Origin of the sequence: Allonocardiopsis opalescens, assembly GCF_003002095.1 — a bacterium.
GTDB lineage: Bacteria > Actinomycetota > Actinomycetes > Streptosporangiales > Streptosporangiaceae > Allonocardiopsis > Allonocardiopsis opalescens.
Genome location: NZ_PVZC01000010.1, coordinates 146,077 through 164,573, shown reverse-complemented (window position 1 = coordinate 164,573; position 18,497 = coordinate 146,077). Strand labels below are relative to the sequence as shown.

At 75.6% G+C, this 18,497-nt stretch carries 17 protein-coding genes; 6 read left to right on the top strand and 11 right to left on the bottom strand.

What is annotated here, in order from left to right:
- Nucleotides 1-12: 12 nt before the first annotated feature.
- The 3 genes from CLV72_RS28440 to CLV72_RS28430 all read right to left on the bottom strand — a co-directional run bounded on the left by CLV72_RS28440 (nucleotide 13) and on the right by CLV72_RS28430 (nucleotide 4,031).
- Nucleotides 13-585 (bottom strand): RNA 2'-phosphotransferase, encoded by a 573-nt coding sequence (locus tag CLV72_RS28440; protein WP_106252604.1) that lies wholly within the window; start codon nucleotides 583-585, stop codon nucleotides 13-15.
- Between the two features lie 132 nt (nucleotides 586-717).
- The gene (locus CLV72_RS28435; RefSeq protein ID WP_245930495.1) at nucleotides 718-2,829 is read right to left on the bottom strand and encodes a 3-hydroxyacyl-CoA dehydrogenase NAD-binding domain-containing protein; all 2,112 of its coding nucleotides are present in this window, start codon (nucleotides 2,827-2,829) and stop codon (nucleotides 718-720) included.
- Nucleotides 2,826-4,031, bottom strand: coding sequence for a thiolase family protein (locus CLV72_RS28430; RefSeq protein WP_106252601.1), 1,206 nt, complete (start codon nucleotides 4,029-4,031; stop codon nucleotides 2,826-2,828). Before CLV72_RS28430 ends, CLV72_RS28435 begins: the two co-directional genes overlap by 4 nt.
- Before the next feature lie 217 nt (nucleotides 4,032-4,248).
- Between CLV72_RS28430 and CLV72_RS28425 the strand changes: the two genes are divergently transcribed.
- The gene (locus CLV72_RS28425; RefSeq protein WP_106252599.1) at nucleotides 4,249-6,078 is read left to right on the top strand and encodes an ABC transporter ATP-binding protein; all 1,830 of its coding nucleotides are present in this window, start codon (nucleotides 4,249-4,251) and stop codon (nucleotides 6,076-6,078) included.
- Here the strand turns inward: CLV72_RS28425 and CLV72_RS28420 are convergent.
- The 3 genes from CLV72_RS28420 to CLV72_RS28410 form a co-directional block, all read right to left on the bottom strand.
- The gene (locus CLV72_RS28420) at nucleotides 6,033-6,650 is read right to left on the bottom strand and encodes a tetratricopeptide repeat protein (protein ID WP_106252596.1); all 618 of its coding nucleotides are present in this window, start codon (nucleotides 6,648-6,650) and stop codon (nucleotides 6,033-6,035) included. The genes CLV72_RS28425 and CLV72_RS28420 overlap by 46 nt on opposite strands.
- Before the next feature lie 129 nt (nucleotides 6,651-6,779).
- Nucleotides 6,780-8,075, bottom strand: coding sequence for a ribonuclease D (locus CLV72_RS28415; RefSeq protein ID WP_106252594.1), 1,296 nt, complete (start codon nucleotides 8,073-8,075; stop codon nucleotides 6,780-6,782).
- 95 nt (nucleotides 8,076-8,170) lie between these two features.
- Entirely contained in the window at nucleotides 8,171-8,743 is a 573-nt protein-coding gene (locus CLV72_RS28410) for a DUF3000 domain-containing protein (RefSeq protein ID WP_106252593.1), read from the bottom strand.
- Nucleotides 8,744-8,919: 176 nt separating this feature from the next.
- Here CLV72_RS28410 and hemE point away from each other — a divergent pair, with 176 nt between their 5' ends.
- Nucleotides 8,920-9,927: a uroporphyrinogen decarboxylase gene (hemE, locus tag CLV72_RS28405; protein ID WP_281262448.1), complete on the top strand. Its 1,008-nt coding sequence runs from the start codon at nucleotides 8,920-8,922 to the stop codon at nucleotides 9,925-9,927.
- A 170-nt stretch (nucleotides 9,928-10,097) separates the two neighbouring features.
- Here hemE and CLV72_RS28400 read toward each other — a convergent pair whose 3' ends face one another.
- The gene (locus CLV72_RS28400; RefSeq protein WP_170141154.1) at nucleotides 10,098-11,054 is read right to left on the bottom strand and encodes a DUF4349 domain-containing protein; all 957 of its coding nucleotides are present in this window, start codon (nucleotides 11,052-11,054) and stop codon (nucleotides 10,098-10,100) included.
- Between the two features lie 434 nt (nucleotides 11,055-11,488).
- On the opposite strand from CLV72_RS28400, the gene hemG reads away from it, so the two are divergent.
- From hemG to CLV72_RS28385, 3 genes are all read left to right on the top strand, one after another.
- Nucleotides 11,489-12,943, top strand: a complete 1,455-nt coding sequence (hemG, locus tag CLV72_RS28395) for a protoporphyrinogen oxidase (RefSeq protein ID WP_245930494.1) — start codon at nucleotides 11,489-11,491, stop codon at nucleotides 12,941-12,943.
- Between the two features lie 135 nt (nucleotides 12,944-13,078).
- Nucleotides 13,079-13,732, top strand: coding sequence for a hydrogen peroxide-dependent heme synthase (hemQ, locus tag CLV72_RS28390; protein ID WP_106253016.1), 654 nt, complete (start codon nucleotides 13,079-13,081; stop codon nucleotides 13,730-13,732).
- Nucleotides 13,733-13,845: 113 nt separating this feature from the next.
- Nucleotides 13,846-14,586 (top strand): DedA family protein, encoded by a 741-nt coding sequence (locus tag CLV72_RS28385; RefSeq protein WP_106252586.1) that lies wholly within the window; start codon nucleotides 13,846-13,848, stop codon nucleotides 14,584-14,586.
- A 54-nt stretch (nucleotides 14,587-14,640) separates the two neighbouring features.
- Here CLV72_RS28385 and CLV72_RS28380 read toward each other — a convergent pair whose 3' ends face one another.
- On the bottom strand, nucleotides 14,641-15,324 hold the full coding sequence (locus tag CLV72_RS28380; RefSeq protein ID WP_106252584.1) for a phosphatidylserine decarboxylase: 684 nt from the start codon (nucleotides 15,322-15,324) through the stop codon (nucleotides 14,641-14,643).
- 105 nt (nucleotides 15,325-15,429) lie between these two features.
- Nucleotides 15,430-15,894 carry a peptide-methionine (R)-S-oxide reductase MsrB gene (gene msrB / locus CLV72_RS28375; RefSeq protein ID WP_106252582.1) on the bottom strand — a complete coding sequence of 155 codons (465 nt, stop codon included), beginning with the start codon at nucleotides 15,892-15,894 and terminating at the stop codon, nucleotides 15,430-15,432.
- A 199-nt stretch (nucleotides 15,895-16,093) separates the two neighbouring features.
- Between msrB and CLV72_RS28370 the strand changes: the two genes are divergently transcribed.
- Complete coding sequence (locus tag CLV72_RS28370) at nucleotides 16,094-16,507, top strand: hypothetical protein (RefSeq protein ID WP_106252580.1); 414 nt, start codon at nucleotides 16,094-16,096, stop codon at nucleotides 16,505-16,507.
- Nucleotides 16,508-16,532: 25 nt separating this feature from the next.
- On the opposite strand, the gene CLV72_RS28365 is transcribed toward CLV72_RS28370, so the two are convergent.
- Nucleotides 16,533-17,291 (bottom strand): GntR family transcriptional regulator, encoded by a 759-nt coding sequence (locus CLV72_RS28365; protein WP_106252578.1) that lies wholly within the window; start codon nucleotides 17,289-17,291, stop codon nucleotides 16,533-16,535.
- A 407-nt stretch (nucleotides 17,292-17,698) separates the two neighbouring features.
- Nucleotides 17,699-18,451 carry a pyrimidine reductase family protein gene (locus CLV72_RS28360; RefSeq protein ID WP_211303151.1) on the bottom strand — a complete coding sequence of 251 codons (753 nt, stop codon included), beginning with the start codon at nucleotides 18,449-18,451 and terminating at the stop codon, nucleotides 17,699-17,701.
- Between the last annotated feature and the right edge of the window lie 46 nt (nucleotides 18,452-18,497).

Below are 18,497 nucleotides of genomic sequence, written 5' to 3'. Positions count from 1 at the left end.
CCGGGAACGACTCTAGCGCCTGCTCGCGGGCGGTGCGTCGGCCAGGCGGCGCAGGTAGCGGGGCGGGACGGCGGCGGTGAGCCAGACGCCGTTGTCGCTCACCCGGAACTCGCGGCCGTCGGCGTGCATCGCGGCCGCGTCGACGCGCAGCACGACGGGCGCGCCGTGCCGGGCGCCCACGCGCAGGGCCGTGGCGGGATCGGCCGACAGGTGGACGTCGTGGCGGCGCATCGGCCGCAGCCCCTCGCGCTCGATGGCCGGCAGGGCGCTGCGGGCGGTGCCGTGGTACAGCACGGGCGGGGGGACGGCCGGGGGCAGTCCGAGCCGGACCGGGATGCTGTGGCCCTGGCTGGCCCGGATGCGGGTGCCGTCGTCGCTGAAGGCGAACCTGCGCTTGTCGTTGGCGGCCACCACCTGGTCGAGTTCGGCGCGGGTGATCGGCAGACCGGCCCGCGCGCAGGCGGCCAGCAGCTCCTCGACCGCGACCCAGCCCGCCTCGTCCGGCCGCAGCCCGATGCGGCCGGGGGAGTGGCGCAGGTGCCGGGAGAGGAACTTCGAGACGCGCACGCTGCGCTTGTCCGTCATGGCGTCATTATGACGACAAGTGCGGGCGTCCGTGCACGTGGCGGGCGCGGCGGCCGAATTCGGCCGGTCACCGAACGGGCGCGGGCGCCGGGGGAGGGGACCCCGGCGCCCGCGGTGGGGCGGCCCGTGCCGCTACACGGCCTTCAGGCCGCCCGGGTGGAAGGGCTCGCCGTTCACCTTCTCGGAGATCCCCTTGGCGTCCAGGTAGGGGGTGATGCCGCCCAGGTGGAAGGGCCAGCCCGCGCCGGTGATCAGGCACAGGTCGATGTCGGCGGCCTCGGCCACCACGCCCTCGTCCAGCATCAACTTGATCTCCCTGGCCAGCGACTCCAGCGCCCGCTGCAGGATCTGGTCCTCGGTGGAGGGGGAGGAGCCGCCCGCCAGCAGCCGCTTCACCTCCGGGTCGAGGCTGAAGTCGGGCCCGTAGATCTGGGTCGCGCCCGCCTCCACCAGCGCCCGGTGCTTGGCCGAGACCGAGAAGCGGTCCGGGTAGGCAGCGTGCAGGGTCTCCGACACGTGCAGGGCGACGGCCGGGCCGACCAGCTGGAGCAGCATCAGCGGGGTCATCGGCAGCCCGAGCGGGGCGACGGCGCGGTCGGCCGCCTCGGGCTCGGTGCCCTCCTCCACCGCGTCGATCACCGCGCCCATGAACAGGGTCAGCAGCCGGTTCACCACGAACGCGGGGGAGTCCTTGACGCTCACGGCGGACTTGCGCAGCGCCTTGGCGGTGGCGAAGGCGGTGGCCAGGGTGGCGTCGTCGGTGCGCTCGCCGCGCACCACCTCCAGCAGCGGCAGCACCGCGACCGGGTTGAAGAAGTGGAAGCCCACCACCCGCTCGGGGTGGCGCAGCCCCGACGCCATCTCGGTGACCGACAGCGAGGAGGTGTTGGTGGCCAGCACCGCCTCGGGCGAGACCACCGCCTCCACCTCGGCGAAGACCTGCCGCTTGACGTCCATCCGCTCGAACACGGCCTCGATGACGAAGTCGGCGTCGGCGAAGGCGTCCTTGGTCAGCGAGCCGGTGACCAGGCCCTTGAGCCGCTTGGCGGCGTCGGAGGAGACCCGCCCCTTGGCGGCCAGCCGGTCGACCTCGCCGTGCACGTAGGCGACGCCCGCCTCCAGCCGCTCGGCGTCCAGGTCGGTGAGGACCACCGGCACCTGCAGGCGGCGGGCGAACAGCAGCGCCAGCTGCCCGGCCATCAGGCCGGCGCCGACCACGCCGACCTTGGTCACCGGCCGGGCCAGCGAGGCGTCGGGCACGCCCACGGGGCGGCGGGCCCGCTTCTGGGTGAGGTCGAAGGCGTACAGGCCCGCGCGCAGCTCGTCGCTGAGGATGAGGTCGGCCAGCGCCTCGTCCTCGGCGGCGAAGCCCTCGTCGCGGCTGCGGGTCCGCGCCTGCGCCACCAGGTCCAGCGCCCGGTACGGGGCGGGCGCGGCGCCGTGCAGCCGGCCCTCCAGCATGAAGCGGGCGTTGTTCACCGCCTCGTCCCAGGCCGCGCCGGTGTCGACCTCGGGGCGGTGCACCGCCTGCTCGCCGGTGACGACCCGCGCCGCCCAGCGCAGCGACTCCTCCAGGAAGTCGGCCGGCTCGAACAGCGCGTCGGCGATGCCCATCTCGTGCGCCTTGGCCCCGGAGACGGTGCGGTTCTGCGCGAGCGGGTTCTCCAGCACGATCTTCAGCGCGCTCTGGGCGCCGATGAGCCGCGGCAGCAGGTAGGCGCCGCCCCAGCCGGGCACCAGGCCGAGGAATGCCTCGGGCAGGCCCAGCATGGTCACCCCGCTGGAGATGGTTCGGTAGCGGCAGTGCAGCGCGACCTCCAGGCCGCCGCCGAGCACGGCGCCGTTGACGAAGGCGAAGCTCGGCACGTCCAGCTCGCCCAGCCTGCGCAGCACGTCGTGGCCCAGGCGGGCGATGGCCAGCGCCTCCTCGCGGCCGCGCACCTTCGGCACCGCGGTGAGGTCGGCGCCGACCGCGAAGATGAACGGCTTGCCGGTGACGGCCACCGCCGCGATATCGGTGCGGGCGGCCGCCGCCTCGATCGCGTCGGCCAGCGAGAGCAGGCCCTTGGGGCCCAGCGTGTTGGGCTTGGTGTGGTCGTGCCCGTTGTCCAGGGTGATCAGCACCGCGGTTCCGGCGCCGCCGGGCAGCTCCACGTCGCGGGGGATCGCCCGGGTGACGATCTCGTCGGGGTTGGGGTCGTCGGTCGCCAGCCGCTCGCGCCACTGGCCGATGCTGCCGGTCACTTGTCGCCCCCCTGGTGGTTCGGGTTCTCCCACAGCACGGTGCCGCCCATGCCCATGCCCACGCACATCGTCGTCAGGCCGTAGCGGACCTCGGGCCGCTCGGCGAAGTGGTCGGCGAGCTGGATCAGCAGCCGCACGCCCGAGGAGGCCAGCGGGTGGCCGAGCGCGATCGCGCCGCCGTAGGGGTTCACCCGCTCGTCGTCCTCGGCCACCCCGAAGTGGTCGAGGAAGGCCAGCACCTGCACGGCGAAGGCCTCGTTGATCTCGATCACGCCGATGTCGTCCATGGCCAGCCCGTTGCGGGCCAGCAGCTTCTCGGTGGCGGGCACCGGCCCGACGCCCATCACCTCCGGCTCGACCCCGGCGAAGGAGAAGTCGACCAGCCGGGCGCGGGCGGGCAGCCCCAGTTCGGCGGCGACCTCCTCGGCGGCCAGCAGCGCGCCGGTGGCGCCGTCGTTGAGCCCGGCGGAGTTGCCCGCGGTGACGCGGCCGTGCACCCGGAAGGGGGTCTTCAGCTCGGCCAGCGCCTCGACGGTGGTGCCGGGGCGGGGCGGCTCGTCGGCGGTGGCCAGGCCGTAGCCCTTCTCCGCCGAGCGCAGCGCGACCTCGACCAGGTGGCGCTGGATCTTGCCCTCGGCGTAGGCCTTGGCCACCTTCTCCTGGCTGCGCGCGGCGTAGGCGTCGGCCCGCTCCTTGGTGATGGCGGGGAAGCGGTCGTGCAGGTTCTCGGCGGTGGAGCCCATCACCAGCGCGGAGGGGTCGACCAGCTTCTCGGACAGGAAGCGCGGGTTGGGGTCGACGCCCTCGCCCATGGGGTGGCGGCCCATGTGCTCGACGCCGCCGGCGATCACCACGTCGTAGGCGCCGAAGGCGATGCCGCTGCCGGTGGCGGTGACGGCGGTCAGCGCGCCCGCGCACATGCGGTCGACGGCGAAGCCGGGCACGCTCTTGGGCAGCCCGGCCAGCACCGCGGCGCTGCGCCCGATGGTCAGGCCCTGGTCGCCGATCTGGGTGGTGGCCGCGATCGCCACGTCGTCCACCCGCTCGGGCGGCAGGCCGGGGTTGCGGCGCAGCAGTTCGCGGATGACCCGGACGACCATGTCGTCGGCGCGGGTCTCGGCGTAGAGGCCCTTGGGGCCGGCCTTGCCGAACGGCGTTCGTACGCCGTCGACGAATACGACGTCACGTGCGGTTCGCGGCACGATGCGCCCTCCGATGGATCGGGTCCGGTGTCGCCCCTCATGCTACTCGCGGGTAACCCCGACGGCGACCCCCGCCCCGGCCCGTGCCCGCCGGGTGCGGGCCGGGGCGTCGGGACGAGTGGAGTCAATGTCGGTTGACGGCATCGCGGAAGTCAATATAGGTTGACGCTTGATCGGCCGCACCCTGCGGCCCTCCGGCGACAGGAGCGATGGAACGATGGCGAACGCGACGACACCGGCACCGGGAACCGGGGCCGACCGGCCCGGGCCGCGCGCCGGACACGGCCTGCCCGGCCGGCTCGCCGACGACGTGCCCAGAGCGAACATGCGGCGGCTGCTGGAGTACGCCGCCCCGCACAAGGGCGTCCTGATCGCCGGCGGCGTGCTCGCCTTCGCCGGCGGACTGGCCGGGCTGGCCCAGCCGGTGGCCGCCAAGTTCGTCATCGACACCCTGGCCGCCGGCGGCTCCCTCCTCGTGCCGCTCGCCGGGCTCACCCTGCTGGTCCTGGTCGGCGCGGCACTGTCGGCCGCCGGCCACTACGTCATGGAGCGCGTCGCGCAGCGCGTGGTGCTCACCGCCCGCCGCGGCCTGGTGGAGCGGCTGCTGCGGCTGCGCGTCGCCGAGGTCGACCGGCTCAAGCCCGGCGACCTGATGTCGCGCGTCACCGCCGACACCACCCTGCTGCGCTCGGTCGCCACCACCAGCCTCACCGACGCCGTCTCCGGGGCGCTGCTCATCGTCGGCACCGTGATCGTAATGGTCTTCATGGACGCGGTGCTGCTCGGCGTCACCGCCGGCGTGCTGGCCGGCATCGCCGTCCTGGTGCTGCTCATCCTGCCGCGCATCCGCGACGCGATCCTCGCCTCTCAGGACGCCGTCGGCGAGATGGGCTCGGTGCTGGAGCGCGCCTTCGGCGCCTTCCGCACCATCAAGGCCAGCGGCGCCGAGGACGGCGAGATCCGGCGGCTGGACGGCGCCGCCCACCGCGCCTACCGGCGCGGCGTCGACGTGGCCGGCTGGGAGGCGCTGGCCGGCACCGCCTCATCGCTCGCCCTGCAGATCGCCTTCCTCAGCGTGCTCGGCGTCGGCGGCGCGCGGGTCGCGGCGGGCGAACTGGAGGTCTCCTCCATGATCGCCTTCCTGCTGCTGCTGTTCTACCTGATGGGGCCGCTGGGCTCCCTGATCGGCGCCGCCACCCAGCTGCAGAGCGGGCTCGCCGCCGTGCACCGCATCGACGAGGTCGCCACCCTGCCCGCCGAGGAGCCCGGCACCGGCGCCCCCGCCCCCGCCACCGCGGCGGCCGGGCCCGCCGCGGTGAGCTTCCGCGACGTGGAGTTCCGCTACGGCGACGACCGCCCGACCGTGCACCACGGGGTCAGCTTCGACGTGCCGCCCGGCGGCCTCACCGCCGTCGTCGGCCCCTCGGGCGCCGGCAAGACCACCCTGTTCTCACTGATCGAGCGCTTCTACCCCGCCACCGCCGGCCGGATCGAACTCGACGGCACCGACGTCGCCGACTGGCCGCTGGTCGCGCTGCGCGCCGGCATCGGCTACGTCGAGCAGGACGCGCCCGTACTCGACGGCACCCTGCGCGAGAACCTGCTGATGGCCGCGCCCGCCGCCACCGAGGACGAACTGGCCGCGGTGGTGGCCCGCACCCGGCTCACCGAACTCGTGCAGCGGCTCCCCGACGGCCTGGACACCCAGATCGGCCACCGCGGCATCACCCTGTCCGGCGGCGAGCGCCAGCGGGTGGCCATCGCCCGCGCCCTGCTGCGCCGCCCCCGGCTGCTGCTGCTGGACGAGGCGACCTCCCAGCTGGACGCCGCCAACGAGACCGCACTGAAGGAGACCATGCTGGACGCCGCCGCGACCACCACCGTGATGGTGGTGGCGCACCGCCTGTCCACCGTCACCAGCGCGCAGCGGATCGTGGTGCTGGAGGCCGGCCGGGTCCGCGCCGTGGGCACCCACGCCGAACTCGTCCGCGACGACGAGCTCTACCGCGACCTGGCCACCACCCAGCTGCTGGTCGCACCCGCCTGAAGGGCCCGGCGCCGCCCCAGCGCCGCCACCGCCCGCGACAGCTGGCGGGCCAGCCCCCGCGACTCCGGATGCCGCTCGCCGAGGGTCGCGTGCGCCGCCGCCTGGGCGCGACGCAGCAGCGCCACCGCGTCGCCCGGGCGGCCGGCGCGCAGGTAGGCGGCGGCGAGATTGCGCCGGATGATCAGGGTCTCGGGGTGGTCGGCGCCCTCCACGTGCACGGCGTAGGTCAGCGCCCGCTCGTACTCGCCGACCGCCTCGCCGACCCGCCCGGCCGCCAGATAGGACACCGCCAGGTTGTTGCGGGCGGTCAGGGTCTGCGGATGCAGCGGGCCCAGCAGCTCCTCATGGCCCGCCAGGGTGCGCTCGTCCCGCTCGACCTGCGCGGCCGGGCCGCGCCCCGGCCGGTGGCGGCCGTCGGGGCGCGCCGTCCACCAGTGCAGCAGCGGCAGCCCGAAGGACACCAGCCCGAACACCGCCGCCGCCAGCACCGGGCGGCCCGCCGTCCACAGCGCCGCACCCGGCAGCACGCCGATTGCGACCTGCCCGCCCCACCGCAGCCACCCCAACGCCATGAGCACCGCCCGTCGCCGCCCGCCAGATCACGCGGAGGTAACATTCCGCGCTCGGGCCTGCGACAAACCCGTCAAGTCGAACGGACCTATCCCCGCAAAACGGGCGGGGGTGCGGTGGTGGCCGGCGCCTCAGCCCGCCTCGGCCGCCCGCAGCGCCGCGGCCAGCGGCGCCGCCGCCAGACCCACCTGCCACTCGCGGGCGTGGTACTCCCGCAGCCGCGCCGCGACCGTCTCGGCGTCGATCGGACGCGGCGGCGACCAGGCCAGCCGGCGCACCGGATCGGGCTGCAGCAGGTTCTCCGGCGGCATGGAGTGCCGCTGCGCCAGCGAGGTGACCACCCCGCGCGCCGCCTCCAGCCGCCGCGCCGCCACCGGCTCCCGCTCCGCCCACCGGTTCACCGGCGGCGGGCCGTCACCCGGCGTGCTCGGCACCGGCAGCTCCGACTCCGGCAGCGCACGCGCCCGGTCCAGCGCCCGGAACCACGTCATCAGGTAGCGGCGCGCCAGCCGGCCCGTGAACGGCCGCAGCTCCGCCAGCGCCTGCGGCGACTTCGGCATCGCCTGCGCCGCCGCCACGATCGCCGAATCGGGCACCACCCGCCCCGGCGACAGGTCGCGGTCGCGCGCCACCGCGTCGCGCTCGTTCCACAGCGCCCGCACCACCGCCAGCCCGCGGCGGTCGCGGATCCGGTGGATGCCCGAGGTGCGCCGCCACGGATCCGCCCGCGGCTCCCGCGGCGGCGCCGAGGCCACCGCCGCGAACTCCTCCAGCGCCCACTCCAGCTTCCCCGACTCCACCAGCTGCCGCTCCAGCGCGTCGCGCAGCTCGATCAGCACCTCGACGTCCAGCGCCGCGTAGCGCAGCCAGTCCTCAGGCAGCGGGCGGGTGGACCAGTCGGCGGCCGAATGCCCCTTCTCCAGCCGCAGCCCCAGCACCGTCTCGACCATCGAACCCAGCCCCACCCGCGGATGGCCCAGCAGCCGGCCCGCCAGCTCCGTGTCGAACAGCCGCCGCGGCCGCACCCCCACCTCCGCCAGGCACGGGAGGTCCTGGGTGGCGGCGTGCAGCACCACCTCGTCGCTTGCCAGCACCTCGTCCAGCCCCGACAGGTCGGGGCAGGCCACCGGGTCGATCAGCACCGTGCCCGCGCCGCGCCGCCGCAGCTGCACCAGGTAGGCGCGCTGCCCGTACCGGTAGCCCGACGCCCGCTCGGCGTCGACGGCCACCGGGCCCGAGCCGGCCGCCAGCCGCTCAAGCGCCTCGGCATAGGCGCCGGCGTCCGCGACGACCTCCGGGATCCCCTCGCTCGGCTCCAGCAGCGGCGTCACATCGGCGGCCGCCTCCCCGGCACCGCCGGCGCCGCCAAGTTCGTCGCCGCCACCGTCCGTCCGCTCCGCCGCCGGAGCCGCAAGCTCGTCCGCCACAGCCTCTACCGTATGCGCATTCGCGTCCGGGGTGGTTCACCGCATCGCACATGGCGTGGTGCTGCACCGCCCAGGGGCCCAGGCGCGCCGCCGGACTACGAGGGCCGGCGCGGCTGCAAGGGGGCGACATCCAGCGGCGGCAGGCCGGCCGCGGTGCACATGAGGTCGCACCAGGCGGCGGTGTGCCCCGACAGGTCCTCGTCCGCCGGCGACCACGACGCGCGCAGCTCCAGCTCGGTCGAGGTGGGCTGGCCCGACTTCTCACCGAAGCCCTCCGTGATCGCGCGGGTGACCGTGCCGCTCGGCGCGGTGTAATCGGCCCCCCGCGAGGCCAGCGCCTCCACCAGCCAGCTCCACGCCACCTGCCCGATCAGCGGATCGGCCGCGATCTCGGGCTCCAGCTCCGCGCTCATGTAGGCCACCACCCGGAACGGGCCCGGCCAGTCGCGGGTGCCCTCGGGGTCGTACAGCACGATCAGCCGCCCGAGCGCGATCTCGTCGCCGTCGCGCAGCACCGCGCCGGACAGCGCGGCGGAGTGCGGCGCCAGCCGCTGCGGGGCCGGCATGTCCTCCACGACGACCTCCGGCCGCACCGGCAGGGCACGCAGGCTCGCGATCGCGCGTCGGAAGGCGACGGGGGCGTCGTCGACCTGACCCAGGGGAGGCATGCAGCGAGGTTACGGCGTGCGGCCGTCCGATCGCCCGCAAGCCACGCCGGGCAGGGCGATTTCGCTGCCGCGCCCACCGCCCGGACGGTCCGCCGCGCACCCGATCCGGCGGCCGCCGGACGGGCGCCGCCCACCCGTGGGACGATGGCCGGGTGAGTCCGCACGATTCCCCCTTCCTGCGCGCCTGCCGCCGCCTGCCCGTCGACCGCACCCCCGTGTGGTTCATGCGCCAGGCCGGCCGCGCCCTACCCGAGTACCGCCGGGTCCGCGCCGACGTCCCCATGCTCGACGCCTGCGCGCGCCCCGACATGATCGTGGAGATCACGCTCCAGCCGGTCCGCCGGTACGGCGTGGACGCCGCCATCCTCTTCAGCGACATCGTCGTCCCGCTGCGCGCCGTCGGCGTCGACCTCGACATCAAGCCCGGCGTCGGCCCCGTCATCGCCCAGCCCGTCCGCCGCGCCGAGGGCGTGCAGGCCCTGCGCGACCTGGAGCCCGACGACATCGGCTTCGTCACCGAGGCCGTCGGGGAGCTGGTGGAGCGGCTGGACGGCACCCCGCTGATCGGCTTCGCCGGCGGCCCCTTCACCCTCGCCTCCTACCTGGTCGAGGGCGGCCCGTCCAAGAACCACGAGCACACCAAGGCGCTGATGTACGGCCGCCCCGAGCTGTGGGCGGAGCTGATGCGCAAGCTCTCCGCCATCAGCACCGCCTTCCTCAAGGCGCAGATCGCCGCGGGCGCCTCGGCCGTGCAGCTCTTCGACTCCTGGGCCGGCGCCCTGTCCGCCCAGGACTACCGCACCCACGTGCTCCCGCACAGCCGCGCCGTCTTCGACGAACTCGGCGGCCTGGGCGTCCCGCGCATCCACTTCGGCGTGGGCACCGGCGAGCTGCTGGGGCTGATGGGCCAGGCGGGGGCCGACGTCGTCGGCGTCGACTGGCGGGTGCCGCTGGACGAGGCCGCCCGCCGCGTCGACCCCGGCAAGGCGCTGCAGGGCAACCTCGACCCCGCGGTCCTGTTCGCGCCGTGGCCCGTCGTCGCCGAGCGCACCCGCGCCGTCCTCGCCGCGGCCCGCTCCGCCGAGGGCCACGTCTTCAACCTCGGCCACGGCGTGCTGCCCTCCACCGACCCCGACGTGCTCACCCGGCTGGTGAGCTTCGTGCACGAGGAGTCGGCGTGCTGAGCCGGTCGGCGCACATGCGGCGGGCGGTCGCTCCGCCCCCGCCGCGCACCGCCGACCCATCGCCGAGCCCCACCGGCACCGGCACGGTCCGGTAGGGCGCCGACGAGCCCGCCGAAGGCGGGACGGGCGGGCCGAGCCGGGCGGATCGACCGGCTCGGCCACCCGCACCGTCACTCCGCCGGATCAGCCGGCCTGGTGGTCTCCGCCGCCGGCCTGGACGCCCCGGCGGCGACCGCGGGCCGCTCCCGCCGCCCCCGCGCCTCGCGCACCCGCCGCCAGCCCAGCCAGCCCGGCACGCCCACCAGGGCGGCCAGCACCAGGAACGGCAGCAGGAAGCCGACCACCGTCAGCAGCACGTCGGCGCCGAACAGGAAGGCCCGCCAGCCCGAGGCGAGCCCGCCCAGCAGGCCCGACGGGTCCTCGGGCTCCTCCTCCACGGCGCCGGGCTCGCTGATGTGCAGGTGGATCGTGCCGGTCGAGGTGCGGTCCCGCAGGCTGCGCTGGCGCGCCTGCAGCGACTCCAGGTCGGCCTCGCGGCTGCTCAGCTCGCTCTCCAGCCGGATCACCTCCTCCAGCGTCGAGGCGTCCGCCAGCAGTTCGCGGATCCGCTCCACCGACGCCTGCTGGGAGGCCACCCGGCTCTCGACGTCCACGACCTCGTCGGTGACGTCCTCGGCCGTCTGCTCCAGGCCGAGCGGGGTGCCCAGGCCGCTGAGCTGCTCCAGCACCGCGGCGTAGTCGGCGACCGGCACCTCGAAGCTGAGGTCGGCGTAGGCGGGCCGGTCCGGCGCGGTCTCGGTGGTCTCGGCCGACACGAAGCCGTCGACCGCCGCCACGATGCCGCGCGCCTGCACGCTCAGCTGGCGGACGTCCGCGCCCTCCACCCGGACCGTCGACGTGTACACGATGTGCTCGGGGTCGACCACGTCGACCTGCTCGGCGGACCCGCCGCCGGAGTCGGAGTCCTGCGCCGCCTCGGGCGCCGCGGCCTGCCCCTCGTTCTCCACGGCCGCCTCGGGGGCGGCCCGGTCGACCGCGCCGCCGCTGCCGCCTGAGGCGCTGTCGGAGCCCGGCGCGGAGCATCCGGCCAGTAGCGCCGCGGCCAGCACGGCCGCCACAGCGGTCACCGGAACGCGCCGCGGGGCGGCGTTGCGCACGGGCGGCGTTCTCGCGCCCGGGTTGTTGGGAATCTGCGTCATGCCCCTACCGATGCGCCGGCCCGCCCGCAACGTTGCCCCGCCCGTGTCTCGGTTCGAACACGATGCCGCCCCGCCCGCCGCCCCTCCCGGGCCCCGAGACCCGACGGCCCCGCCAAGCCCGCGTTTCCCGGCCCGGTGCACGACCCGCGCCGAGGTCTGCCAAGGTGGAGGCGTGAACCGCCGCCAGCCCGCCCACCGCGGGGACACCGGGGCGCAGCCGCGCCCTCGCCCGGCCCACCCCCAGCCGACATCCCCCTCCCCCCCAGGGGGGCGGCCCCATAACCATTCTCCCGCGCCGCCGTGCGCCGGAGCCAGTGCGCACCGCCGCTTGTGGACGAACGGACGCTGCGGGGGGCGGGCCTGTGGATGACGCCACCACCACCGGCCCCGCGGCCGCCCCGCACGTCGTGGTGGTGGGCGGCGGGGTCGCCGGGCTGGCCGCCGCCTACTACCTGCGGCGGCCCGGTGCGGGCGGGGGGCCCGTGCCGAGGGTGACCGTGCTGGAGGGGGGGCCGCGCACCGGCGGCGCGCTGAAGCGCTCGCCGGTGGCCGGGGTCGAGGTGGACGAGGGCGCCGAGGCGCTGCTGGCCCGCCGGCCCGAGGCGGTGGAGCTGATCGACGAACTCGGGCTGACCGGCGAGACGGTGCGGCCCGGCACCACCAGCGCGCACGTGTGGACCAGGGACGCGGTCCGCCCACTGCCCGGCGGCCACGTCATGGGCGTCCCCGGCGACCTCGCCGAACTCGCCCGCAGCGGGGTGCTCAGCACGGCCGGGCTGGCCCGCGCCGGGCTCGACCTGACCCTGCCCGCCACCCCGGTCGACGCCGACGTGCCCGTCGCCGCCTACGTCGGCGGGCGGCTCGGCGCCGAGGTGGTGGACCGGCTGGTCGAGCCGATGCTCGGCGGCGTCTACGCCGGGCGCGCCGACCGGCTATCACTGGCCGCCACCCTGCCGCAGATCCACACCGCCGCCCGCACCCACCGCTCCCTGCTGGGCGCCGTCGCCGAACTGCGCGCCGCGGCGCCCACGGCCGGCGGGCCGGTGTTCGTGTCGCTGCGCGGCGGCGTCGCCCGGCTCGCCGACGCCCTCGCCGACGCCTCCGGCGCCCGGGTCCGCACCTCGGCCATGGTCCGCGAACTGGCCCGCACCCCCGGCGGGTGGCGGCTCACCGTCGGCTCCGCCCACCGCCCCGAGCACACCGACGCCGACGCCGTCGTGCTCGCCGTCCCCGCCGCCCCGGCCGCCCGGCTGCTCCGCCCGCACAGCGCCCGCGCCGCCCGGCTGCTCGGCGAGATCGAGTACGCCAGCGTCGCCGTCGTCACCCTCGCCTACCGGCCCTCCGCCTTCCCCGAGCCGCTGCCCGGCAGCGGCTTCCTGGTCCCGGCCGTCGACGGGCGCTCCATCAAGGCCGCCACCTTCAGCACCGCCAAGTGGCCCGCGCTCGCCGAGCAGCTGGGCGGAACCGTGCTGGTCCGCTGCTCACTGGGCCGCATCGGCGAGGAGCGGCTGCTGCAGCGCCCCGACGAGGAACTGGTCGCGCTGGCCATGCACGACCTCGCCGCCGCCGTCGGCGTCCGCGAACTGCCGCTGGAGACCCGGGTGAGCCGCTGGGGCGGCGCACTGCCCCAGTACACCGTCGGGCACCTCGACCGCGTCGCCGGGGTGCGGGCGGCCGCCGCCGAACTGCCCGCGCTGGCGGTCTGCGGCGCCGCCTACGCGGGCCTGGGCGTGCCCGCCGTCCTCGGCACCGCCCGCGCCGCCGCCGAGCAGATCCACGGGCGGCTCGCCGCCGCCCGCGGCCGCACCGGCCGCTGACACCGTCCGAGCAAGCAGCAAGCAAGGAGCAAGGGGGACCCCGTGAGCACCGCCAGCGAGAACCCGGCCGAAGGCCCGTCGCAGCAGGCCGCCCGCCCGAAGGCCCGCGACCTCAACCAGCTGATCCGCTACACCATGTGGTCGGTCTTCTCGGTGGCCGAACCGCTGCCCGCCGACGGCGGCGCCCGCAAGGAGCTCGCCGCCGAGGCCGCCGCCGTGCTCGACGCCGCCCGCGAAGGCGGCGAGGTCACCACCCGCGGCGCCTACGACGTGCAGGGCCTGCGCGCCGACGCCGACCTGATGATGTGGTGGGTGGCGCCCACCCCCGAGGCGCTGCAGGACGTCTACGCCCGCTTCCGCCGCACCGCGCTGGGGCGGCGCACCCGCCCGGTGTGGTCGGCCATGGCGCTGCACCGCCCCGCGGAGTTCAACAAGGGCCACATCCCGGCCTTCCTGGCCGGGGAGGAGCCGCGCGGCTACGTGTGCGTGTACCCGTTCGTGCGCTCCTACGACTGGTACCTGCTGGAGGACTCCGAGCGCCGCGCCATGCTGGCCGAGCACGGCCGGATGGCGCGCGGCTACCCCGACGTGCGCGCCAACACCGTCTCCAGCTTCGCCCTGGGCGACTACGAGTGGATGCTGGCCTTCGAGGCCGACGAACTGCACCGCATCGTCGACCTGATGCGCCACCTGCGCGGCTCCCGCGCCCGGCTCTACGTGCGCGAGGAGGTGCCCTTCTACACCGGGCGCCGCCGCGAGCTGGCCGAACTGGTGGACCTGCTGCCCTGAGCCCTGCGGTCCGGTCACGTGCGGCCGGACGGTGTGCCAGTATCGGGGGACGGCGTCCGCCGCGAGCGCGACCGCCGCCCCCTCCCACCGACGACCACGAGGATTGCGCAGATATGTCCGTCGCCCTCCCCCTGCCGGCCGCGGAGCCGGCGCCCCAGAGCACCGAGGACCTGTCCGGTGTGGCCGGATGGATCTTCGACGTCATGGACGCCCTCGGGGAGATCGGCGTGGGCATCGTCCTGTTCGCCGAGAACATCTTCCCGCCGATCCCCAGCGAGGCGGTGCTGCCGCTGGCCGGCATGCTCTCCCAGCAGGGCCGGATGAACTTCTTCCTGGTGGTGCTCGCCGCCACCATGGGGGCGCTCGTCGGCGCCTGGGTGCTCTACGGCGTGGGCGCCGCCCTGGGCCCCAAGCGCACCCGCTGGCTGTTCGAGAAGATGCCGCTGGTCAACGTCGAGGACTTCGAGAAGGCCGAGCGCTTCTTCGCCAAGTACGGCGGCATCGCGGTCCTGTTCGGCCGCTGCGTGCCGATCGTGCGCAGCCTGGTGTCCATCCCGGCCGGCATCGAGCGGATGCCGCTGTGGCGCTTCACCCTCTACACCGCCATCGGCAGCACGGTGTGGAACAGCATCTGGATCGGCCTGGGCTTCGGGCTCGGCACCCAGTGGCACATCGTCGCCCCCTACGCCGACCTGCTCAGCAACGCCGTGCTCGGCATCGTGGCGCTGCTGGTGCTGTGGTTCGTCATCAGCCGCAGCATCAGCCTGTACCGCGGGCGCCGCGCCGGCTGCGACGCCGGCGGCCCGGACGCGGCCGAGCCGCGCAGCCACGCCGAGAGCGGCGACGGCCGCTAGGCGCCGCCTCACGCGCCTCACCCGGGCGTCCGGCCGCCGGCCGGACGCCCGTTCTCAGTCGCGGTCCAGCCGCGTCTGCCCGGCCCGCACCCGCATGCCCACCCGCACCGCCGGGGTGACCCCGGGCGGCAGGTAGACGTCGACGCGCGAGCCCGCCCTGGCCCGCCCGATCCGGGTGCCGCCCTCCACCTTGTCGCCCGCGCCTAGGAAGGTGGCGATCCGGCGGCCGGTCGCTCCGGCGATCTGCACCACCTCCACATCGCCCAGCTCGGTGTCCAGATGCCACACCACCCGCTCGTTGCGCTCGCCGGCCGAGCCGAAGGCGGCGCCCGCGCCGCCGCGCACCCGCCGCACCGAGCTGACCACGCCCGCGATCGGCGCCCGGCTCAGCGGGACCTGGAGCGGCCCGACGAAGGTCGCCACCCGGGTGCGCCCGTCGGGGTCGGCCCGCACCCCCTGCACGACGCCGTCGGCGGGCGCCAGCAGCCGGCCGCTGCCCACCGGCCGCCGCGGCTCGCGCCCGGTCCAGCCCAGTACGGCGGCGGCCGCCAGCGCGGGCAGCGCGGCCCACGCCCAGCGGCGGTCGCGGCGGCACCCGGCCAGTCCGGTCAGGCCGACCAGGCCCAGGCCGGCGGCGAGCAGCCACGGCGGCGGACCCGCCGGCGGGCGGCCGCGCGGGCGGCGGGCTCGGCGGCGGGATCCGGCGGCGACAGGGGGAGAGGCGAGTACGTCGGTCATGGTCGCGTTCTTCGAGGCCGGCTTTCCGGATGAGGGGGACGCCCGCCGGGGGAGGCGGGGCGCGCGGACCCGTGGCGGGCCCGCGCGGGGGGCGAAGTCGCGGGGCTAGGCCGGGCCGCCGGAGCCGTCCGGCTCCAGGCTGAGCGCGACCGAGTTCATGCAGTAGCGGTCGTCGGTGGGGGTGGGGAAGCCCTCGCCGTGGAAGACGTGGCCCAGGTGGGAGTCGCAGCGCGCGCAGCGGACCTCGGTGCGCACCATGCCCATCGACCGGTCCTCGATCAGTGTGACCGCCTCCGACCGGGCCGGCTCGTAGAAGCTCGGCCAGCCGCAGCGGGAGTCGAACTTGGTCTGCGAGCGGAACAGCTCCGCGCCGCAGGCCCGGCACCGGTACACCCCGGTGGTCTTGGTGTCGACGTACTCGCCGCTCCAGGCGGGCTCGGTGCCGGCCCGCCGCAGCACCGCGAACTCCTCGGGAGTGAGCCGCTCGGCCCACTCCGCCTCGGTGCGGACCACCCTGCCGCCCTCGGGGGCTCCCGCCCCGGCGGCCACTGCCTGCTCGGCGTCGTTCATAGCCATGACGCTACCCAATCCACGCGGCCGGAGCTGCGGCGAAACCTCCGGCAGTGTCCGGCATGCGTTCGTTCGCGACCGAATCGGGTACCCGGTGCTTTAGCCATGTTACTAACGGTCATGTCCTGGCCGTCCCGGTCTGGTGGTGCAGGTCCGGATTGCGGCGAGGGCCGCTGCCGACGGACCCGGGGAATCGACTATGGCACTGCAGCACCGCCAACCGCTACGGATCACCTGGACGCACTACGTCCGGCTGTGGACGCGGGACCGCTACGAGCGCGCCGCCGACCGGCTGGATACCGAACTCAAAGCACGCACCCGCCGGATGCGGCGGGCGCTGGTCCGCCCCCGCCCCCTGTCGGACCGGGCCCTGGCCGGCGTCCTGCTGCTGGTCGGCCTCGCCGGACTGGCCGCCGCGCTGCTGCTGGGCCGCGAGATCTCCGAGATCGCCCTGCCCCTGGCGGCGTCCGCCGACGGCGACTTCCCGCTGCCGGCCGGCGCCGGGGTGGGCGGCGCCGTGCTGGCGCTGGGCGCGGTCGTCTTCGCATCCCGCCGCCCCCCGGGCGCGCGGCGGGCACCGGAGCACCGGCGCGCAGACCCCCCGCGCAGCTGACCCCCGGACCCCTCGCCGCCCCCGCTCAGGCGTCGAAGTCGTACTGCAGCACGTAGGCGGAGCTGTCCAGCACCATCTCGTTCAGCTCCACCGGCCGGTGCGCCGCCGTCAGCGCGGTGCGCACGATGACCACCACCGGGGTGCCCGGGCCCAGCTTCAGCGCCTTCATCTCCTCGGGCGCCGGCATCCGGCTGCGGATCTCCTCGGTGAAGTGCGCCGGCTCCGAGCCCAGCTCGGCCAGGCGCGCGTAGATGCCGCCCGGGCCGGTGTCGGCGGCCGTGATCGGGGAGTCGCCGACCAGCTCGGCCGGCAGGAAGGACGTGGCCAGCTGCACCGGGCGGTCCTCGACCAGGTAGCGGCGGCGGCGCACGCACACCGGCGCGTCGGCGGCCAGGCCCAGCACCCGCGCGACGTACTCGGGCGCGGCCTCCGTCGCCACGCTGACCTGGTCCAGGGTGTAGCCGCGGTCGTCGGAGTCGGCCTCCCAGATGGCCCGGCCCACCCCCCACAGCTCGCGGGAGAGGCGGTGCTGGCCGTGGCGGCGCAGCGGCCGGAACTTGCGCACGTACACGCCCGAGCCGCGCACGGCGGTGGCGATGCCCTCGTTGATCAGCTGGGAGAGCGCCTGGCGCGCGGTCGCCCTGGCCACTCCGTACTGCTCCATGAGGTCGTTCTCGCCCGGCAGCCGAGCGCCGTCCTCGAGCGCGTCGGAGACAATGGCATGACGCAGATCGTCGGCGATTTGCCGGTAGACCGGGATTGAGCCGCCATCGGACGTGGGCACTAGTTCATCCTCTCGCCCTGCGTGTTGCGAACGTCGGGCCGAGGCCGCGGCCGGCGCTCCCGTCGCCGCCTGCGCGGACCGGTCCGCGCGGCGCGACTCCCCCGGGAGAACGGGCCGGCCTCAGCCGAACGCTCTCTGACCACCCACTTCTGCAGAGAAAGACCGCATTTGTGGTCAACATCCGTTATAGCGGGGGTAGGTCACTGCGGAACACACCTCGCGTGCGCAGGGTCCGACCTGCCCAATCGCATGGTTGACCGCAAATGACCGAAATCACCGTCCCCATAGGCGATTCGTGTCCCCTGAGCGCTGAGGCACGCCCACCGCCCCTGGCCCAATGTGGCCGAAAAAACAGTGGACAAGCAGCGCGCCGAGCTTTCGCCGGCACGGCCGCCGACCAGCGGACGTCACCGTCCGGAGTCGCGCGTGTACTGAAAGAAGTAGGTGTCGCCGCTGTGCAGCAGCCGGGCCGTGCTCAGCGTACGCGGCCGTTCCAGCGCAGGCCCGTCCAGAACCCGCGGCGCATCGCCCGCGCACAGCACCGGCGTCAGCGTCAGGCACAGCTCGTCCAGCAGGTCCGCCTGCACGAGCTGCGCCAGCAGGGTCGGGCCGCCCTCGCACAGCAGTCTGCGGTGGCCGCGCCTGGCCAGCTCCGCCACGGCGAAGTGCGGGTCCACCCGCCGCTCCCCGGCCACGATCACCTCCGCCCGCCGCTCCGCCTCGGCCAGCACCTCGGGATCGGCCAGCCCGGTGGTGATCACGATCGTGCGGCACTCCGGCGGCGCCGGCGCGAACAGCGGGCCGGACAGGTCCATGTTCAGCCGGTGGGTGACCACCGCGATCGGCGGCCGCTCCGAGCGCCCCGCCCGCAGCGGCCGGAACTCCTCGCGGACGTGGGCCGGGCCGTAGCGCTCCACCCGCGCGGTGCCCGCACCCACCAGCACCACGTCCGACAGCGCCCGCAGCAGCGCGAGCATCCGCCGGTCGGCCTCGTCGGACAGGTCGGCGGTGCGGCCCCGCCAGCTGGCGGAGCCGTCGACGCTGGAGACCATGTTGGCGCGCAGCCACGGGCGGCCGCCGGGCGGCAGCCGGTAGGCGTAGGCGTCGACCGGGTCCACGTCGGCGGCCGGGTCGGGCAGGACGGGGAACAGCTGTCGCATGGCACCCCAGTGTCGCAGCGGCCCGGCGCGGACGCGACGCCGCCCC

What these genes read in the sequence shown, in the direction of transcription:
- CLV72_RS28440 (WP_106252604.1), bottom strand. Translation starts at nt 585, where the DNA reads ATGACGGACAAGCGCAGCGTGCGCGTCTCGAAGTTCCTCTCCCGGCAC.
- CLV72_RS28425 (WP_106252599.1), top strand. Translation starts at nt 4,249, where the DNA reads ATGGCGAACGCGACGACACCGGCACCGGGAACCGGGGCCGACCGGCCC.
- CLV72_RS28420 (WP_106252596.1), bottom strand. Translation starts at nt 6,650, where the DNA reads ATGGCGTTGGGGTGGCTGCGGTGGGGCGGGCAGGTCGCAATCGGCGTG.
- CLV72_RS28410 (WP_106252593.1), bottom strand. Translation starts at nt 8,743, where the DNA reads ATGCCTCCCCTGGGTCAGGTCGACGACGCCCCCGTCGCCTTCCGACGC.
- hemQ (WP_106253016.1), top strand. Translation starts at nt 13,079, where the DNA reads ATGTGGTCGGTCTTCTCGGTGGCCGAACCGCTGCCCGCCGACGGCGGC.
- CLV72_RS28385 (WP_106252586.1), top strand. Translation starts at nt 13,846, where the DNA reads ATGTCCGTCGCCCTCCCCCTGCCGGCCGCGGAGCCGGCGCCCCAGAGC.
- CLV72_RS28380 (WP_106252584.1), bottom strand. Translation starts at nt 15,324, where the DNA reads ATGACCGACGTACTCGCCTCTCCCCCTGTCGCCGCCGGATCCCGCCGC.
- msrB (WP_106252582.1), bottom strand. Translation starts at nt 15,894, where the DNA reads ATGAACGACGCCGAGCAGGCAGTGGCCGCCGGGGCGGGAGCCCCCGAG.
- CLV72_RS28370 (WP_106252580.1), top strand. Translation starts at nt 16,094, where the DNA reads ATGGCACTGCAGCACCGCCAACCGCTACGGATCACCTGGACGCACTAC.
- CLV72_RS28360 (WP_211303151.1), bottom strand. Translation starts at nt 18,451, where the DNA reads ATGCGACAGCTGTTCCCCGTCCTGCCCGACCCGGCCGCCGACGTGGAC.